Raw genomic sequence first — 19764 nt, forward strand, 5'->3', positions numbered from 1 at the left:
AAAGAAGGTATAAAATATGATTTTGTCAAAATTATTAGATAACGATAACTTACCAAAAATAGAAATCAAAGATATAACTTGCGATTCAAGAGCTGTTAAAGAGGGATCTTTATTTTTTGCTCTAACAGGTGTAGATACAGATGGTACAAAATATATAGAACAAGCTTTAGAAAAAGGAGCTGCAGCTGTAGTAGCTAGATATGGTGCCTTTAATAAAGATATGAATAACCTAATAGAGTCAAGAAATCCTAGAGCAGATTACTCAAAGGCATGCTTTAACTTTTATGGCAAAAAACAGCCTGCTCATTTAATAGCAGTAACAGGTACAAATGGTAAAACATCTATAGCTAATTTTACTAGACAAATATGGGAATTACTTGGCTATGAATCTGCAAGCATAGGAACTATTGGAGTTGTAACAAGAGATTCATATAAATATGGCGAAAGAACTACTCCAGACTCTAAAGAGTTATATAAAGAAATAGCAGACTTAACCGATAAAGGTATAACTCATTTGGCAATTGAAGCTTCATCTCATGGTATAATACAAAATAGATTAGATGACTTACATATATCAGGTGCTGGGTTTACAAACTTAACTCCAGAACATCTAGACTATCACAATGATATGTCTAGCTACTACCATGCAAAAGCTAGATTGTTCTCTGAGATATTGCCCTCTGGTAAATATGCTGTCCTAAATGCAGATATAAAAGAATATAAAAGCTTGAGAAATATCTGTTTATTAAAAGGTGAAAAAGTTATAAGTTTTGGAGAAAATGGTGATGATATAAAAATATTAGAAACTACTCCTCTAAAGCATGGGCAAAAAGTAAAACTTAATATATTTGGCAAAGAGCACACTGTAGATTTACAATTAATTGGAAGTTTTCAAGCTTCAAATCTTGCTTGTGCCATAGCTTTAGCTATTTCAACAAATCCAGAATTTATTAACAAAACTGATGAAATAGCTAAAACACTTCCATTAGTTAAAGGTGTTGATGGAAGAATGGAGTTTATAGGTAAAAAGTCAAATGGAGCTACAATATATGTTGATTATGCTCATTCTCCAGATGGTTTAGAAAACATGCTTAAATCTATTAGACCACATGTTGAAAGCAATGGAAGGTTAATTTGTGTCTTTGGTTGTGGTGGAGATAGAGACAAAACTAAAAGACCTATAATGGGAAAAATAGCAAATGATTTATCTGATATAGCTATTATTAGTGATGATAACCCTAGAACTGAAGATGCAAGCATTATAAGAGAAGAAATTAAATCCTCTTGCCCTAAAGGCATATCTATAGGCAATAGAGCAGTAGCAATAAAGCAAGCTATAGAAATGTTAGAAGAGCATGATTTATTAATTATAGCTGGTAAAGGTCACGAAACTGGTCAAGTTATTGGCAAAGAAGTAATACCTTTTAATGATAAAGAAGAAGTATTAAAAAATATATAATATTAAAATAATAAAAATAGGTGCTTTTCAGCACCTATTTTTATTCCTAATTTTAGAATAAATGATCTAACAATCTATCCCCACCTTTTTTATAAGCCTTATCTAAAAACTTATTTTTTCTTTTCTCTTGCTTTCTGATATCTTGTTTTTTCGCTTCAATATGAGCACCTCTTATTACAGCATTTTCTTTTATATCAAGTTTAGCATTACTATGAACTAAAGCTTTATCTCTTTCTTCTTGAATTAATTCATCATAGTATCTTAAAGGTATTCTTTCTTTGTTCCCTCTAGAATCCATAAAATAAATTTTATCAGGCCTATATTGATATAAATAATCCTTAGCACTATGTCTTTCAAGATTCCAATGTGAAATAGTATTGTTATAAAAGTTCTTACTAAAATAATAATTATGATAAACATTATCACTAGAATCTTCTCTTAAAACAACAATCATATCCTCTTTTTGCTTAGGATCTACAGAAACCTTTTCTCCAGCAACATTCCTATGACTAACATTGTTATTATCAATTTGGTCTAATTTAGATATTTGTTTATTAGGCTCAACAGATTTTACACCATTATACTGAGCAACGGCTTCTTCTTTATTTATTATTTTAGGTTTATTTAAACCATACTTATCTGCTACACTATCAGTCGCTAACGATAAACCACCATAAACAATAGCAACAGCTGAAACTGTTTTTGCAGCAAACCACATAGATCCTGCAACAAAACCGTATTTACCTATATCATGCATAAGATTCATAATTATCTCCCTTTTAAAATCTTTTTCTTATAAAAACAATTATATCATAAAATCGACAAATAATCAACATCTCAATAAAATATCATATCCAAAACAAATTATTTTATGGAAATAATATTTTAACACCCTTAATTTTATCTTATGGATTAAGAGTTTTCTGATATTCAAGTGCCTTATAATAATTATCATCTTTTAATCTAAGCGACACTCTTTCTTGATAAACTTTGTTATGATTAAACATAAACAAAGATTTATAAACATCACTATCAATAGACTCTTTTTTACCATCTTTTATAACACTTACCTCATCTATACTAGCCCCAAATAAATATCTAGGGTCTTGCTTCAAATAAGAATCTAAGTTTCTTAAGAATTTATCATTAAAACTATATTTAGTATAAATAGAATTGCTCTTTTCATCTAGTTTGAAATTCACTGTTAATCTATTTCTCTGATTATGATCAACACTATAGGGTGAATCATCCCCCTCTATAGATTTTTTTATATCTCTATATAGAGCCCCTCCTGTTTTATTCTGAGAAATAAGATTATCATACTCTTCAAATGAAACAGATCTTTTTGCTCCATTTTGATATACAATAACTTGTTCTAAATCCACTCCATAAAGCTTGTCTTTAGAATTATCAATAGATTGTGGATTATTAAAATAATCTAAACTAAATCTAAAATGAGGAGAACTCTCATTATCTTTATAAATAACTAATAAAGGCTCTTCTTGACTATTTGATATTGAAAACCTAGAACCCTCAACATATGAATATTTATCTTTATTAGATAATTCCACATCCTTAAAATCTGCAGATTTCAAATAACCTGTTTCTGCTATTATAGTCGGTTTATTAATAAATTCACTTACAGGGACATCATTCTGATTACCAACATTCTCTTTTTGTTTTAACTCATTTGTTTGTTTATAAACATCTTTAACAAAGTCCCCATCATCATCTGAATCAAACAAGTTATAACCCGCCAGAAAAAGACCTGCAGTAATAGTAGTTTTAAAACTAAAATTTGCTACCTTTTTAAAAACCCCCATTATTCCCTCCTAATTAAATCTTAATTACAGTTTAATAACAAAATTATATCATAATATGACCAATAAATCAATAAAATGTAAAAAAAAACGACTCTAAATCAAGAAAAACTTAGAGTCGTTAATAATGTTTTAATAATACTATTATTCTTTTCCTATTATGTCTCTAACTATTGACTGGACTTCTTCTGGAGTGCCCGATGCATCAATCACAGAAACAGTATGTAAATCCTTATAGTATTCAATAACAGGATTAGTTCTTGTATGATATCTCATCATTCTTTCTTTTAAAGCCTCTTCTGTATCTTCTTCTCTCTTACAAAGGTCTTCAGAACCACAAAAATCACAAACACCTTCTTTTTTAGGAGGATTAGCTGTTTCATGGAAACTAGAACCACATGAAGGACAATTAATTCTTCCTGTTATTCTGTTTATAATCTCTTCATCACTTACATCTAAACTTATAATAAAGTCTATATCAAGACCTCTTTTTTTAATGATTTCTTCAAAAGCTTTTGCTTGATCTAAATCTCTTGGGAAACCATCAAATATTATTCCGCCTTTTACTCCCACTTTATCTAGCCATTCTTCAACAAGCTTAATAACTATATCATTACTAGCAAATTTACCTTGCTCTAAAGCTTCTTTTAGATCTTTAAATTCGGGTCTATTATAAAAATCGCTTCTAAATACATGACCGGTTGATAAATGCTTCCAACCATATCTATCTGCTAAATATTTAGCAACTGTACCCTTACCCGCTCCTGGAGCACCAAATAAAACAACGTTTTTCATAATTTTTCCTTTTTAAATTGTTAAACATAAAAGATTTAGAAAAAGAGTATTCACACTAACAATGTTAGATACATATTTTTATAAAATCTTTATGGTAATTATTATCTTCTGCTTTTAATTCTTGTTTTCTTTAATAAACCTTCATATTGATGAGATATTAAATGAGAATGAATTTGAGCTACTGTATCCATCATAACAGAAATAACGATTAGTAAGCTTGTTCCACCTAAATAGAAAGGAACATTAAACTTAGCTATCAAAAACTCTGGCAATAAACATATAAAAATTAAATATACAGAACCAATAACAGCAAGTCTATTTAATAGATAATGCAAGAAATCTGCTGTATTTTTACCAGGTCTAATACCAGGAACAAAACCACCATATTGTTTTAGATTATCAGCAGTTTCATCTGGATTAAATACTATTGTAGCATAGAAGAATGTAAAGAATAGCACTAATAAAGAGAATACTATCATATACATTGCAGAGCCTCTTTGGAACATAGCAGATATATCAGCTAACCACTCAGGGCCTGTTCCATTTTCTCCACCTAAGAACCCTATTAAAGTCAAAGGCAATAATAAAAGAGATGATGCAAAGATTGGAGGGATAACACCTGAAACATTAATTTTTAAAGGTATATGAGAAGCATCTCCACCAAACATTTTATTTCCAACCTGTCTTCTTGGATATTGCACAAGAACTCTTCTGTGAGCTTTTTCCATAAATACTATGAAGAAAACCAGCCCTACAGCCAGAGCCATAACCATCATCATAACCAATGTAGAGATAGCACCTGTTTTACCCATTTCGAAAAAACCAGCTATTGAAGCAGGCAATGCTGCAACGATACCTGAGAAAATTATTAAAGATATACCGTTTCCAATACCTCTAGCAGTAATCTGCTCACCTAACCACATTAGGAAAACTGTACCTCCTACAAGGTTAACCATTGTAGAGAACCTAAAGAAAAAGCCAGGATTAACAACAGCTGATCCCATTGGTCCAGTCATAGCTTCCATACCTACAGCTAATCCCCAACCTTGAAGCATAGCTAATATGATTGTTGCATATCTTGTGTATTGATTAATTTTTTTGAATCCCATTGCACCTTCTTTTTTTAGAGCAATGAATGGAGGATATATAGCAGTAAGAAGTTGGAAAACGATACTAGCAGAGATATATGGCATAACACCAAGAGCAAATATTGTCATTCTTCTTAAAGAACCACCAGAAAACATATCAAACATTCCTAGAATACCACCTTGATTTTGCTCAAAAATGCTTGCTAGAATACCAGCATCAACACCTGGAACAGGAACAAATGAACCTAATCTAAATACGATTAAAGCCAGTAATGTGAATATAATTTTTTTCTTTAAATCTGTTGCCTTAGCCATTGATGCGAAGCTAAAGTTATTTGCTAGTTGTTCTGAAACACTTGACATCTTTTTATTTTCTCCATTTTTTTAAGGGATAAACCCTATTTTATCTAACATAGATTTATAGCTTAAAATCATTAAAAATTCAAGCTATTTTTGCATTATTGATAAACTTTTTTTAAGATATGATAAGCATTATTTATCTTTTTAATCTTTTCTTCGTAAGCTTTATTATTTTTATTAACATCTGGATGGTACTTTTTAACTAATTTTCGGTACCTATTTTTAATTTCTTTAAACGACACAGGAGGTTGCAAACCTAAGTCCAATAAAGCTTTAAGCTCAGGAGTATTTTTCTTCATCTCTCTTTGATGAGGAGTATCATCATCTACACCAAAAGACCTAAAGACTCTGTTAAGCAAATCATCTCTAGATATATTCCTTCCCGCTTGATTCCAAGTTGGTCTATCTCCATAAAGACTTTTTCTTCTCTCTAATTCAATTTCTATCTCACTTAAACCATCATAGTAATTCCAAGATTTATTATAAGCAACAACATGCTCTAAACAGAACCAATAATAATCATTTATAGATGTCCTACTTTTAGGAGCTTTATATTCTCCCTCGCACTCACAGCCCGGATAATCACATCTTTTTTTCTTAGGGATAGTCTCATTTTTTTTCTTTGAAAAGAAATCAAGCGGAGATTTTTTACTATACTTCATTCAAATTAGTTAGAGAATAACTTATTAATTCCTCAGCTATTTCTTGTATAACACTTGGAACTTTAGCTTTTTCTAGCTCTCCTTTTTCAGTGTAAATAGTAACTCTTCTGGTTATTTCTTTTCTACAAGAACCTCCTGGGAAGTTCATTGCAAGAACTTTTCTAGCCTTCACCGCACCTAATCTTTCATACAATTGGTTTCTTAGCACCACATCTTCGGCAGATGTTGAAAGAGCCCATAATTCAATAGGACCCAAAGTATTCATTAAGAATTGCTCATATTTACCCTCATTAGTAGCAAGAACCATCAAACCAGGAGCACCAGCTGCTGTAGGACCTGTAAGCCTATGTTTCATAATCCAAGTAGATGTCTCTGAAAGACCAAATACTTCTGCAGCTTTAACAGTTGCAACCTCTGAAGCGGCAGCACCTAAAATCCAAACACCAGTAGCCAAATCAATCATATCATCAGAGAAGTCAGCAAGCAATTGAGAAGCTAAGATGATTTGAACACCCCATTTTCTTCCTTCACGAACATCTCTAATAACTTGAGCTCTAACCTCTGTTGATTTACTTGTTCTATGGAATTCATCATAACAAATTCTTTTTGGTGTTTCTTTTACTTCTTTTACTCTTGCCTTATGGTAATCTAAGTATTTTTCAGGGAAGAATTTAAGCAAATCTTCTCCAATCCACCAGTTTTTAATTAGAGTTTGTCTAGCCATCATATACATAATAGCGGTTTGTTTATCAGCAGTTTCATCTCCTTGAGGACAAACATCTCCTAAATCTAAAGAACAAACTCTAGCATTTGCAACATCAAATTTTGTAATCGATGATAAGATACCATACTCTTTAATTGCAGATGAAATCATTCTTTCAAAAGCATGTATAACATCTTCTGAAGATGACCCAATAGTAGTACCTTGTAATAAGTCTTTAATTTGAGGACGACGAGAAGCAATGATAGCATCTGTCAGTATTGGAGAAGCATATCTTTGTGCTAAAATAGCAAAGTTATACAATCCTTTTTCAAAGAAAGCATCTACAACATCCCACCAGTAAACATTCTTTTCTTTTAAAATAATATTATTAGCCAATAATGCTTTATCAATATCATCATCAACTTTTGGCATATAAGGTCTAGGCTCTATATTTGACCCTTGATCTGACCTCCACCTATACATTTCATCAACAACTAGTTCTGCTAAATCCGCGATACCATCATAAGGCTTATTTTGACCTGGAGGAGTACATATTAATGATAATAATGATATTAAGAAACTTCTTTCTTGAGGCAGAGGAAGTCTGCATCCCAATTGTGTATCAAATGGATTAACAGCATAATCTTCTGTCATTTTTAATCTATAATGAGCGGCCTCATGTCTTCTCTCTGGAGGAAGAGCATCTTTTATCATTGAAATCAACCCAGCCGAAGAAGGTCCAATATCAATAATAGCCACAAAAGGCAACTTAGCATTACCTGCTTGCAAACAAGTAGATAAGTTCATAGAGTTCATTAAAACAGATTTACCAGCACCAGGTTGCGCAAAAACTAAATCAAACCATGTTGTTGTAAGAGCAGATCCTGTTTGATAAGGAAAAACCCTTCCATCTGTTGTTCTTAGCAACATAGATCCATTTTCAAATGGACTTGCAGGCCTTTGCCATGGTAATAATTTAACCACATCATAGAATGGAGCGATAGCAGCTGGAGCTGTTGAAGCACAAGCTATTCCTAAAGCTGAAGACATAACACAAGCTAGCGGATCACCAGTAACTTGAGACACTTGACAATAGCCCCAACTTTCAACAGATTGAATTAAAGAAGAAACTCTCTCTTCTAAAACTTCATCTTCTCCTTCTGGAGCCCAAGTAGCTAGAGACACTCTAAGTCTAACAACTGGCTCTGATTGAGCTAAGTCAGTTAACCATTCGATTGAATCTTTTAATAATTTATTTGAAGCATTTGAAAACCCTAAAATACCTGCTAAGAATTTTCTCATTTGCAATCCTGAAGAACCACCAGATTCAATTAAGAAAGATATTCTAAATGGAACATTTTGCTCTGTTAGCCTTCTTAACAACACTGGAAATGGTGACGGAGTTATAGGTGCTAATGTCATATCAACACCAGACCATATAAATTTACCAATTTTTGCATTTTCTTTTGATACATTTTCAGCACCATCAATACAAATTTGAGACCTTAATGAAGGCCATAAAATTTCTGAATAGTCAAATTTTTCTGATAATTGTCTAGGTTTAATTTTATCTCCTGGAAGATTTGGTTTCCAATCTTCATTTTTTCTATAAGGATATATTGAACCTCTAACCTCTTGTATAGCACTATGAGAGTCTAAAATATAACTATCTATATCCATTTCTTTAAGAGAAGATACTATAGCATTTACATAACTTAAGTGTTTTGTATGTAAAGCTTCAAATCCTGAATGAGGAAATTGAGATTTCTGAGCTCTAACCCATTCTTTATTTAAAGCCTCTTTTTTAGCATGTTCTGATTCTGATGCTGTTAAGCTTGACGGTCTTGTCCATAGAACAAAAAAGATATCTTCATGAACTAAGTAATTAGATATATGCTTTATTTTTTCGTCTAAAACATCTTGCATATTTAAATTAATATTTCTTATTGTATTCTTACTAGGCTCTACTAATCTTTCAACATCTCTTTGAGAAGCAAAAGGATCTCTAGAAAAATACACTTGAAGAGCATAACCTGGCTGGTCAAACTTTGTTCCCAGTTTAAGAGTTGCATCAGAAACTATTTCTCTATACTCAGCATCTCCTATAATTCTTCTACTACCTTTAATTTTAACAACAGAAACCAAAGAGCCGTCATTTGCAGCTAATGTAACATCATCAACAGCAGTTTCTAAATTAACAAAAGACTCCATATTTTGTTTTAAAGCAGAATAAAATCCTTCCGCAATTGTCTTAAAAAAGCTACTCATTTACATTAACCTCTTCTTCAGCTGTTTTTTCTTCTTTTATTTCTTTATCTAAAACTTCTTCTATACTATTCCAAGTAGAGCATGGCTGTTTTAAAAAGTCAACATTACTTTTCCAGTAATTTAACATTTGAGGAAACTCATTAAACTCCATTCCATCTTCTACTTCTATTTTTTTATCTAATGACATTAATCTAATTCCTTTTAATTTTTCAGGAATCATATTTCTTTCTTCATCACTCATAAATGAATTTATTATTTCAGCTAATATTTTAGGGTCATCAGTTCCTAAAATATCTTCAGCAATAGCTCTTCTTGAGCTTAAAACATCAAAGCATTTTCTCGCTTTATTAGCTATATTTGAATTATCACTTGACCTTGCAACATAAATAGCTCTTAACATATGATTTAACTCTGCTTGTGTGAATTCTGGGAGGTAAATCAAATACCCTGCTCTTCTTCTAGCACAAGCCAATAAGTTTAAAGTTTGGTAACAAAAAGAGCATGCTACATAATTTTCGTTACCACACTTTATAACTTCTTGGAATTTTTCAGATTTAAAACCACAAAAATGACAACAATTATCTTCACAATCTGATAAAGTGCAAATTTGCTCTTCATCTGATAACTTCTCATCAAATATCCCTAATCTTAAATCCATTTAGAACCCCTTTTTAATCAAGACCACCAACCAATAAATCCATTCCACCACCTTGACCAACTGTTGAGTTTATAATCACATTGATTAAGGCTGGTAAATATATAAAGAATGCCCCAGCACAAAGTCTAGACACCACATCTTTAGTTGACATCTTACCCCCCATGGAGGCATGTTCTTTTATCTTCATTATTCCGCTCATAGTAAATCCCAAACCAGCTATATAACAAGAAATTCTAAATAAACCTCCTGTGCTTCCAAGCTGATCGGACACTCTTTCTAGCATTTCACCCAAAGTATCAACTTGTGCAAAAGACAATTCTGGATGCAATAGCATAAATAATAAATAGTAGAACTTAAATTTATTCTTCATAATTAGCTAATACCAATCTCATCTATTGAAATATTTCCAGCATCTCCTACAGTAGAACCTCCAAAAACTTTTAATAGTGTTGGTAGAGATAAGAATAATGCACCAATTAGTAATCTACCCATTGGCATTTGAATTCCTGTATTTTGACCAGGCTTATCCATGTATTCTTTAAGTTTTAATAAACCAGCAATACCAAAAGAAAGCCCCGCTATATAAGAAACAACTTTAATTACATCAATAACACCTTTTAAATTTTTAGAAACATTCTTTGTAACCTCTACAATATCTTCAGCCGCTAAAACATTACCAGAAGCTAAAACACTAACTGTTAATGCTGCACATGATTTATAATATATATTTTTTAAGTTTTTCATATTTTTCCCTTTCTAAAAAAAACTTTATCCACTAAGCATTGTTTGGTGGAATATCCTAATTACCGGAGCCACATTCATTGCCATGACCCCACCTATCATATGAAGAGAAGCCGCTAAAACAGAAGCTTGCCCTCCATCAACATGAACTTTAAACAAGAAAAGACCTCTTATAAAAGCAATCAAACCAAATATTCTTATATATTGAAAAGTTGCATTCATAGCTCTTAAGATTCTATCAGCCTTTTCTGAATCTTTTTTCTGCACATAACTTAAATCACTTGTTGTCCAAGATTGTTGATCACTCATATCAATTTGATCCTCTCCAAAAAGAGTATTCTCTATTGTATTTACAGTAGCTGGCAATGACATTAACATAGAACCTATTATTAACATAGCCAAAGTTCCAGAAGCAGTACCTCTTTCTTTAAATCCAGGCTTAGTCATTCTATTAATAGATTTCATAACCATACCAAGCCCCATAATAAAAGCTATCATTCCAATTAAAAATATTAATGGCTTTCTTATATTTTTAATAAAATTAATGAAATAAACATCCATAGCAGCGATTTTTTTCTTCCAACCTGGCTTACCGGATTTTCCTTTAAAAGCCACTTTTAAATCGGCCCAGAAACCACTACTTTCTCCAGAATCTTTAGCATATGCTACAGAATTACTGAATACTGGCATATTGGGAGTTATAACTGTTCCCATAAAAAAGAACAGGCAAAAAATCATTAAAAATTTTCTAAAAGCTTTCATAATCAACTCTTTTTCTTTAAACCTACTAAAGAATTTAATATAAAAAGTAAGGCAAGTCAAACAATTTCTTTATTTTTTTAGATTTTTATGATAAGAAATATTAAGAAAAAAATTTAAAGGAGAAAAATATGAATGAAATTACTCAATATTTAATACTGACTTTACTTGGATATGCTTTTGGTAGCATACCATTTGGTTTAATATTTGCTAAGCTTTTAGGTCACGGAGATATAAGAAAAATTGGATCTGGAAATATTGGAGCAACAAATGCTCTAAGAACAGGAAGTAAAAAGCTAGCTTTACTAACTTTAATATGTGATATGTTAAAAGGTGTTGCTCCAGTATTAATAGCTAAGTCCTGTTGTCCTGAATATATTATTATAGCTGGTATCGGAGCGATTATTGGACACTGTTTCCCTATCTGGTTGAGATTCAAAGGGGGAAAAGGTGTTGCAACAACACTTGGTGTTTTACTTGCTATTTCTCCAATATTAGGTTTATTAGTTTGTTTAACTTGGTTAGTTGTAGCTATTACTTTTAAAATCTCATCATTGTCTGCTTTAGTTGCTATTTTATTAGCACCTATTTATAATTTTTTCCTATTAGATGAAAAAAGTGCAATTTTAGCAATGGGAATAACTATTATAGTTTGGCTAAGACATAAAGATAACATCATTAGAATAATAAAAAGAGAAGAGAAAAAGATAGGTAAAAAATAAATGCCACATTTTAAGAATAAGATAGAGTTAAGCGAAAAAGAAAAACTAGAGTGGTTAAAATTAATAAGAACAGAGAATGTTGGCCCGATAACCTTTTATAAATTAATAGATAATTTTGGATCTGCAAAGAAAGCTTTAGAAGAAATTCCTAACATAGCTAAAAGAGGTGGAAAATTATCAAAAGTAAAAATACCTAGCGATAAAGAAGTGCTAGATGAATATAAAAGGCTAAAGAAACTAGGAGGAGAAATAGTTTGTGCTTGCGAGCCTCAGTATTCAGAAGCTTTACTTGCATGTGATGACTGCCCTCCTGTTTTAATGTGCTTAGGAGACACATCTTTATTAAATAAGAAAAACATAGCTGTAATTGGGAATAGAAACCCTACAATAGTATCTAAAAATATGGCAAGAAGAATATCTATGGACTTAGGTGAAAAAGGTTTTGTTATTGCCTCAGGGTTAGCTAGTGGCATAGATACATGTGCTCATGAAGGAGGCTTAGCTAACGGAACTATAGCCGTTCTTGGAGGTGGAGTCGATGTAATTTATCCTAAGGAAAACCTTAACATTTATAACGAAATTAAAACTAAAGGATTAATTATATCAGAAGTTCCTATGGGTACACAACCTATAGCAAGACACTTCCCTAAAAGAAATCGTATCGTTGCAGGCTTATCTAGAGCAACAGTTGTAATTGAAGCTAAATTACAATCAGGCTCTCTAATAACAGCAAAACAAGCTCTTGATTATGGTAGAGATGTAATGGCAGTCCCTGGTCATCCAATGGAACCTAAAGCAAAAGGCACTAACAGCCTAATTCAGAGACAAGGAGCAAACTTAGTAACCTCTGCTAATGATATTATTGAAGCAATGGACAAAATGATAAAACCTCTATTTAAAGAGGAGGACTTACTTTCATTTGATTTTGAGCCCATACAAACAAAAGAAGTAAATATTGAAGATTTAGATGAAACTAAAGATATTTTATTAAATGAATATATAAATTATGTACCTATAGAAATAAACTCTATAATTTCTGATAGCAAAATGCCTGTTAACCTAATATTAACAGCTCTTTTAGATTTAGAGCTTGCGGGCAGGATTGAAACTCACTCCGGGAACAAAGTTAGTTTACTCTCTTGACATTGAGAAAAAAAAATGCAATACCAAAAATAAATTTAACAGTTTAGAGAAAGAATAATAATGAGCAAAAAGTTAGTAATAGTTGAGTCACCAGCAAAATCAAAAACAATTGAGAAATATCTAGGGAAAGACTTTAAAGTATTGGCCAGTTTTGGACACATAAGAGACTTACCTTCAAAAGATGGCTCTGTAGATACTGAAAACCAATACAAAATGAAATGGGCATCAGACACTAAAAGCAAAAAAACTATATCTGATATAGCCAATGCCATGAAAGAAGCTGATGAGCTTTATCTTGCTACCGATTTAGATAGAGAGGGAGAAGCTATCTCTTGGCATGTATATAAAGTGCTTGAAGCTAAAAAGCTCTTAAAAGGCAAAACTGTTAAGAGAATTGTATTTAATGAGATTACAAAAACGGCTATTTTAGACTCATTTAAACATGCTAGAGAAATAGATAAAAAAATGGTTGAAGCTTATTTAACAAGAAGAGCTCTTGACTATTTAGTTGGGTTCAATATATCTCCTGTTCTTTGGAGAAAACTACCAGGTGCTAAGTCTGCAGGAAGAGTACAGTCTGTAGCTCTAAGGCTAGTATGCGATAGAGAACAAGAAATTGAAGACTTTAAACCAGCAGAATATTGGGATGTGCTAGCTAAATTTACAACAGAAAATAAAGATTTAGTTGAAGCAAAGCTATACAGCTTCGAAGGGAAAAAGCTTAACAAATTAGATATAAACAATGAGGCTCAGGCTAAAAATATTTTAGATAAATTAAACAATGCTAAAGAATATAAAGTTATATCTATGGAAGACAAAGTAGTTTCTAGAAATCCTGCGGCTCCATTTATAACATCCAGCTTACAAATTGATGCCTCTAGAAAATTAGGCTTTGGAGCAACAAAAACAATGCAAACAGCCCAAAAATTATATGAAGGTGTTGATATCGGTAAAGAAGGAACTGTTGGTTTAATCACATATATGAGAACTGATAGTATAAATTTATCTAATGAGGCAATCTCTGGTGCTAGAAAGCTAATTGAAAAAGAATATGGTTCAAACTACCTTCCTGCAAAACCAAGAGTATATAGCAAGAAGGCGAAAGGGGCTCAAGAAGCTCATGAGGCAATTAGACCTACTAACTTCTTGAGAAAACCTCAAGATTTAAAACCTTACCTAGATGAAGATCAATTTAAATTATATGAATTAATTTGGAAGAGAACTGTTGCTTGCCAAATGGCTAGTGCTAAATTTAATCAAGCTACATTAAATATAGCTGCTGATAACCACGGAATATTTAGAGCAACTGGGTTTATTACAATATTTGATGGTTTCAGAAAATTATATGCTATAGAAAATGATGAAGAAAAATCTTTACCTAAATTAAATGAAGGCGAAAATCTAAATAAAGATAAAATTGAAATTAATCAACATTTCACAAAACCTCCAGCAAGATTTTCAGAAGCAAGCCTTGTTAAAAAACTAGAAGACCTAGGAATAGGAAGACCTTCAACTTATGCAAGCATAATGAGAGTTCTAAAAACTAGAAATTATGTAAGAGTTGAGCAAAGAAGATTTATACCAGAGCAAAAAGGTAGATTAGTGAACTCTTTCTTAACAAACTATTTTAAAGATTATGTTGAGTATGAATTCACATCTGATATGGAAAAACAACTTGATTCAATATCAATGGGAGAAAAAGACTGGATAAAAACTCTTGATGAGTTCTGGACAGGATTTAAAAAAGCTACTGAAGCAGGAATGGAACTAGATCATCAAGATATAAAAGAGAAAATAACTCAAGACTTATCACACTTACTATTCGCCGATGACAATAGAGAATGCCCAAAATGTAAAGAAGGCAAACTTGAGCTTAATTTCGGAAAATATGGAGAATTTTTAGGTTGCTCAAGATACCCTGATTGTGATTACAAAAGAAGCTTTACTCATCACAAAGGAGAAGAAGACAAACCAGACTTTGAAGATAACATATTAGGAAAAAATGAAGAAGGAATAGATGTTTGGTTCAAAGAAGGTCCTTATGGTTTCTATATTCAATTGGGTGCAGCAAATGGTAAAGGTAAAAACAAACCTAAAAGAGCCACTTTACCAAAAGGAATAAAAGTTGAAGATGTAAATCTACCCCTAGCTTTAAACCTATTATCTTTACCTAAATCTCTAGGTGAGTACGAAGGTGAAGAAGTTAAAACAGGTATTGGAAGGTACGGTAATTACATTTTATACAAAGGAGCATTCACTACTTCTAATAAATCTGCATTAGAGGTTACTTTAGAGGAAGCTATTGAAATGCTGAAAGAAGCAGAGAAAAATCCTAAAGCAAAAGGAAGAGCAAAAGCCGCTCCTCTAAAGGAATTAGGGAAATATGAAAAGAATGATATAGCTGTTTACTCTGGCAGATACGGACCTTATGTAAAATGTGGAAAAGTAAATGCTACCATACCAAAAGACAAGAAACCTGAAGAAGTTACTTTAGAGGAAGCTATTGAACTAATAAAGGCTAAAAAAGCAAAATAAAAAAAAGGCTCTTAAAAAAGAGCCTTTTTATTTGATAAATAAGATTATATTAACATGAGCAAGATGTAGTTATAGGGCAAAACAACTTACCATTTTTTCTACATTTAGAACAAGAAGACTTGACCCTAATAGCAGGGATAACTCCTGTATTATCTTTTTTTCTCTTCCCTATTTTATCACCTGAAGTAATTTTTGTTAAAATAACTTTCTTTTTTATATTTTTTTCCATATTAAACACCTAGTTTATTGTAATTTTACGAGTATTAGCAGCTTGTATGCTTTTATCAACTTGTGAGCTTTGCAATTTCGGAGTATTAACCTTTACAACCATACCCCCTTTAGGAGATAAGCGAGTTCCATTAACATCAAAAAGATGCCTTTTATTCAAACTTGAAGCAACATAAGCCTCTATATTTCCAACACTTGTTTTAAATTTTCTAACTCTAATAGGAGCATCAGATCTACATAATACCTTTTGAATGCCTTCATCAACAATCATATAGCTACAATCTTCCTTATTAAAAGGTGGATATTGACTATCTCTATATTTAAGTTGAACATGGTTCTCATTCAATAATTCATACGAATCTAATTCCTCTATTATTTTTAATGTCATAAAAGCATTTTCCTTTCTTTATTTTTCAAAAACTTAGAATAATAATATCACAAAATAAAAATAAAAACAATTATTTTTTTATATTGAATTATATTTTTTAATATGCTAAATTTTTTTAAGATATAAAACATATAATGAAAGGGAAAAAATATGAAAAACATGGGAAATATGATGGGAATGATGAAAAAAGCTCAAAAGATGCAAAGCGATATGAAAAAAATGCAAAAAGAGCTAAAGAAATTAACATTTACAGGAGAAGCTGCATCAGGAGCTGTTAAAGCTGAAATTAACGGTGAAGGATACTTAAAAGCTTTAGACATCAATGAAGATTTGGTAGTAGCTGAAGACAAGGAAGATTTAGAAGATTTAGTTATCGTAGCAGTTAACAATGCAAAAGATGCTTTAAACAACCATGTAGAGACAAAAACAAATGAAATAATGGGAGGACTTCAACTTCCTGCTGGAATGAGTTTACCATTTTAATATAAAAAAGGAATGAAAAAAATGAAAAGAAATATTTTACTAATGATAATATTTACTTTTATTATAAAAGTAAATTTAGCTAATGCTAGAGTATATTACTACTTTGATAATCTAAATGGAGTAATGAAATCATCGCAAACTCATCCATTTGATATTAATCCAAGCGGTCAAGGAAAAGTTAGCATAAATATCGAATCTGTTAATATGACATTGTCAGATATAGATAAAATATTCTCTATAAGCTTAAGTTATCCTCAAGATATAGAATCTGAAGATATATCTCTGAGCTTTAAATTAGAGAATGAAGAAATAATATCAAAAGATGATATAAGCATATCCGGAACAGGTAATAATAGAACTCTTACAATATCAAAAGCTAAAAAAGCGGGGAATGTTAGTATAACTTTATATGCGGTATTAAAACACACCCAAGAAGGAATCGTTTCTACAAATATAAATGTAAACAATGCTGTATGCTCTAACTCTATAACTGGTTATGGACATATTATATATTGTGATAATGATGGTTATTATTTAATATCCAGTGCAAAAGATTTATTACATATATCAGAACATCAATATGGTCCGTGGGAAGAGTTCATTTTAAAAGGAAAGTTTAGAATGACAAATGATATTTATTTCCCTAGTAATACTGATTGGAATAATGATGGAGTTATAGATAGTAATGATAATAATGGATGGAATCCTTTAGGTAAAAGTTTCTCCTCAAGTTTTTCTGGAGAATTTGATGGACAAAATCATATAATAGATAATATTAAAATTAATATTGATCGAAGTAACAAAGGTTTTTTTGGTTATACAAAATTAGCTAATATCAAAAACCTAACAATTCAAAATTCTTCATTTAATACAGGAGGATATACAGGTGCTTTAATTGGAACATCTAATACAACAGAAATATCTAGAATTAAAGTTATAAATACAGATATATCTAGTGGAAATGTAACCGGAGGTATAGTTGGATATTTTTTATTTTCTAAAATAACAGATAGTTATGTTAATAATAATTCTAATATAGATATCTACGGCAGCGGTGGAACTGGAGGTCTAATTGGATATAGCTATAAATCAGAAATATCTAAATGCTATACTAAAACAGATGTACACACTCCTTCAGACAATCGTGTTGGAGGACTAATAGGAGAGACTCATGACTCTATAGTTAAGAACACATATGCAACTGGAAATGTATATGGAGCGAGTTTTGATAATGGAGGTCTGATTGGATATAGCTCTAACTCCTCTGTAACTAATAGCTATGCAACTGGAGATGTTGGACTAGTCGATGATAGTTATGTAGGCGGTCTTATTGGTGGAGCTGAGAACAATAATACCATTACCAACAGTTATGCAGATTGGACAAATGCTCCAATAGGAAGTCCAAGGAGTACTGGCGGTCTAGTGGGTAAAGTTTATAGTGGGGGAACATTATCTGTAATAAATCAAGATAATGCATGTAATTTTGTAGGAGTTAACACAAAGTGTCAACCAGCAGATATTGCAAAAATATACAATACCTGGCCTTCAGATATATGGGATACAAGTGGCTCAAAACCAAAATTAAAAAATATATCTAACTAAAATAGTATATTACAAATAAAAAAAGATGCTTAATTAAGCATCTTTTTTTTAACCATTAATAAAATTATTACTATCTATATTTTTTCCTCGGTTTTGAATTAGGTTGATTTTATTAATATCAAATAACAATAAATCTTCACCATATATATCTTTTTTAAGATGAGATAAAAGCTCTACCTTTTTATCTATTCTTTTCCATAATGAGGCTTTAACAGCATCTGTAAATATATCAGAGAAATTAGATCTGTTATCTTTAATAGATATACCTCTACTTTCAAGCTCTTCAAAGAAAGAAAAATCCACTATATTAACACAAGCTTTTAAATAGCTTTTATTATCCTCATCCCCCAATTCAGCAGCAGAAAACTTAACCTTTTTACAAACACCTAAAAAGAATCTTTCTAAATCTTCTTTAGTAGTTATAAAGTTTACAGATTCAATAGTCATAAGCAAAGGCATCATTTCTATAAAATCTTTTCTATAATCATTAGCAACTGTGAATAAATCTCTGAACAGATCTACATCAACTAGATTTCGTTTTATTTTATAGAAACCAAGACAGAAATCCATAATTTCTCTTTTAGGAGACATAAGCAAAACATCTGATAAATCTTTTATATTCTTAATTAAAGAGTCTTTAATTTCATTATAGTTTTCACCTAAAAAACCAAATTCTTCACTTAAGAAAGTATCCAGTCTTATGTATGTTGCATCCATAGCATTTTCTCCCTAGTTGCTGTCTATAGCTTTTCTCAATTCCTCTATTAGAGCTGATATTTTACCACCATTCTTCTCTATTATAGCTTTATATTCATTTTTTTGAGTTATAAGCATTGAAACACCTGCTACAGTTAAATCTATAATTCTATAAGAACCGTCTTTCTGTAACCTTACTCTCCAATTTAAATCTAAAGGAGGCTGCTCATTATCTAAAGAAAGAATCTTAGAGAAAACTATAACATCACCTCTACCTCTAACAGAAGATTTCACAATCTTGATTGTTTGCTCTTTGTAGTCTTTAAATCTCAAAGAATAAACTTTTACTATATTTTCTCTAAAAGTATCTAAGTATCTTTTTCTATCATTAGAATTAGCTTTTCTCCAATATTGACCAAGAGATGCTTTACCTATATAATCAATATTAAAATACTCTTCTAATAAAGTTGCGAATTTTTTCTCTACCACAGCAGAGTCCCATTCTTTGTCAGCTCTAGAAGAGAGAAAGCTTAAAGCTTCTCCTGATAAACTTGAAACAACATTTTCTGCTTTTTCCTTTGATACTGTAGCAGCATTAACATTAAGAGACATTAAGCAAAAAAACAAAACAGTGAAAAGTATCTTTTTCATTTT

The 19764-nt window shown here is 31.2% G+C and carries 20 protein-coding genes; 6 read left to right on the forward strand and 14 right to left on the reverse strand.

Translation table 11 applies throughout. The annotated features are described in order from the left end of the window. The first annotated feature begins 16 nt into the window (after positions 1-16). A complete protein-coding gene (locus tag OIF36_03675) occupies positions 17-1459 on the forward strand; it encodes a UDP-N-acetylmuramoyl-L-alanyl-D-glutamate--2,6-diaminopimelate ligase (protein MCV6599560.1) in 1443 nt (480 codons plus the stop codon). Between the two features lie 52 nt (positions 1460-1511). On the opposite strand, the gene OIF36_03680 is transcribed toward OIF36_03675, so the two are convergent. The 10 genes from OIF36_03680 to OIF36_03725 form a co-directional block, all read right to left on the reverse strand. Continuing rightward, positions 1512-2225: a hypothetical protein gene (locus tag OIF36_03680; protein ID MCV6599561.1), complete on the reverse strand. Its 714-nt coding sequence runs from the start codon at positions 2223-2225 to the stop codon at positions 1512-1514. 139 nt (positions 2226-2364) lie between these two features. Beyond that, positions 2365-3282, reverse strand: coding sequence for a hypothetical protein (locus OIF36_03685; GenBank protein MCV6599562.1), 918 nt, complete (start codon positions 3280-3282; stop codon positions 2365-2367). Between the two features lie 141 nt (positions 3283-3423). Continuing rightward, positions 3424-4074, reverse strand: a complete 651-nt coding sequence (locus tag OIF36_03690; GenBank protein ID MCV6599563.1) for a nucleoside monophosphate kinase — start codon at positions 4072-4074, stop codon at positions 3424-3426. A 101-nt stretch (positions 4075-4175) separates the two neighbouring features. Beyond that, complete coding sequence (gene secY, locus OIF36_03695; GenBank protein ID MCV6599564.1) at positions 4176-5525, reverse strand: preprotein translocase subunit SecY; 1350 nt, start codon at positions 5523-5525, stop codon at positions 4176-4178. Between the two features lie 95 nt (positions 5526-5620). Next, the gene (locus OIF36_03700) at positions 5621-6184 is read right to left on the reverse strand and encodes a DnaJ domain-containing protein (GenBank protein ID MCV6599565.1); all 564 of its coding nucleotides are present in this window, start codon (positions 6182-6184) and stop codon (positions 5621-5623) included. Further along, entirely contained in the window at positions 6174-9155 is a 2982-nt protein-coding gene (locus OIF36_03705; GenBank protein ID MCV6599566.1) for a type IV secretion protein IcmB, read from the reverse strand. The genes OIF36_03700 and OIF36_03705 overlap by 11 nt, the downstream gene beginning before the upstream one ends. Further along, positions 9148-9813 carry a hypothetical protein gene (locus OIF36_03710; GenBank protein MCV6599567.1) on the reverse strand — a complete coding sequence of 222 codons (666 nt, stop codon included), beginning with the start codon at positions 9811-9813 and terminating at the stop codon, positions 9148-9150. Before OIF36_03710 ends, OIF36_03705 begins: the two co-directional genes overlap by 8 nt. Before the next feature lie 13 nt (positions 9814-9826). Continuing rightward, positions 9827-10183: a hypothetical protein gene (locus OIF36_03715; GenBank protein ID MCV6599568.1), complete on the reverse strand. Its 357-nt coding sequence runs from the start codon at positions 10181-10183 to the stop codon at positions 9827-9829. Positions 10184-10185: 2 nt separating this feature from the next. Then, positions 10186-10557 carry a hypothetical protein gene (locus tag OIF36_03720; protein MCV6599569.1) on the reverse strand — a complete coding sequence of 124 codons (372 nt, stop codon included), beginning with the start codon at positions 10555-10557 and terminating at the stop codon, positions 10186-10188. A gap of 24 nt (positions 10558-10581) precedes the next feature. Beyond that, the gene (locus OIF36_03725) at positions 10582-11244 is read right to left on the reverse strand and encodes a hypothetical protein (protein MCV6599570.1); all 663 of its coding nucleotides are present in this window, start codon (positions 11242-11244) and stop codon (positions 10582-10584) included. Between the two features lie 200 nt (positions 11245-11444). Here OIF36_03725 and plsY point away from each other — a divergent pair, with 200 nt between their 5' ends. The 3 genes from plsY to topA are packed head-to-tail and all read left to right on the forward strand — an operon-like array spanning position 11445 to position 15713. Continuing rightward, positions 11445-12035 carry a glycerol-3-phosphate 1-O-acyltransferase PlsY gene (gene plsY / locus OIF36_03730; protein ID MCV6599571.1) on the forward strand — a complete coding sequence of 197 codons (591 nt, stop codon included), beginning with the start codon at positions 11445-11447 and terminating at the stop codon, positions 12033-12035. Then, entirely contained in the window at positions 12036-13178 is a 1143-nt protein-coding gene (dprA, locus tag OIF36_03735; GenBank protein MCV6599572.1) for a DNA-processing protein DprA, read from the forward strand. Between the two features lie 60 nt (positions 13179-13238). Beyond that, complete coding sequence (gene topA / locus OIF36_03740; GenBank protein ID MCV6599573.1) at positions 13239-15713, forward strand: type I DNA topoisomerase; 2475 nt, start codon at positions 13239-13241, stop codon at positions 15711-15713. A 49-nt stretch (positions 15714-15762) separates the two neighbouring features. On the opposite strand, the gene OIF36_03745 is transcribed toward topA, so the two are convergent. Both OIF36_03745 and OIF36_03750 read right to left on the reverse strand, forming a co-directional pair. Further along, positions 15763-15942, reverse strand: a complete 180-nt coding sequence (locus OIF36_03745) for a hypothetical protein (protein MCV6599574.1) — start codon at positions 15940-15942, stop codon at positions 15763-15765. A gap of 9 nt (positions 15943-15951) precedes the next feature. Further along, the gene (locus tag OIF36_03750) at positions 15952-16329 is read right to left on the reverse strand and encodes a hypothetical protein (GenBank protein ID MCV6599575.1); all 378 of its coding nucleotides are present in this window, start codon (positions 16327-16329) and stop codon (positions 15952-15954) included. A 150-nt stretch (positions 16330-16479) separates the two neighbouring features. On the opposite strand from OIF36_03750, the gene OIF36_03755 reads away from it, so the two are divergent. Both OIF36_03755 and OIF36_03760 read left to right on the forward strand, forming a co-directional pair. Beyond that, positions 16480-16812, forward strand: a complete 333-nt coding sequence (locus tag OIF36_03755) for a YbaB/EbfC family nucleoid-associated protein (protein MCV6599576.1) — start codon at positions 16480-16482, stop codon at positions 16810-16812. A gap of 21 nt (positions 16813-16833) precedes the next feature. After that, on the forward strand, positions 16834-18414 hold the full coding sequence (locus OIF36_03760) for a hypothetical protein (GenBank protein MCV6599577.1): 1581 nt from the start codon (positions 16834-16836) through the stop codon (positions 18412-18414). A 48-nt stretch (positions 18415-18462) separates the two neighbouring features. On the opposite strand, the gene OIF36_03765 is transcribed toward OIF36_03760, so the two are convergent. Beyond that, positions 18463-19131, reverse strand: a complete 669-nt coding sequence (locus OIF36_03765; GenBank protein MCV6599578.1) for a hypothetical protein — start codon at positions 19129-19131, stop codon at positions 18463-18465. 12 nt (positions 19132-19143) lie between these two features. Then, on the reverse strand, positions 19144-19761 hold the full coding sequence (locus OIF36_03770; protein MCV6599579.1) for an ABC transporter substrate-binding protein: 618 nt from the start codon (positions 19759-19761) through the stop codon (positions 19144-19146). Positions 19762-19764: the final 3 nt, after the last annotated feature.

Source organism: Alphaproteobacteria bacterium, assembly GCA_025800285.1.
Lineage (GTDB): Bacteria > Pseudomonadota > Alphaproteobacteria > JAOXRX01 > JAOXRX01 > JAOXRX01.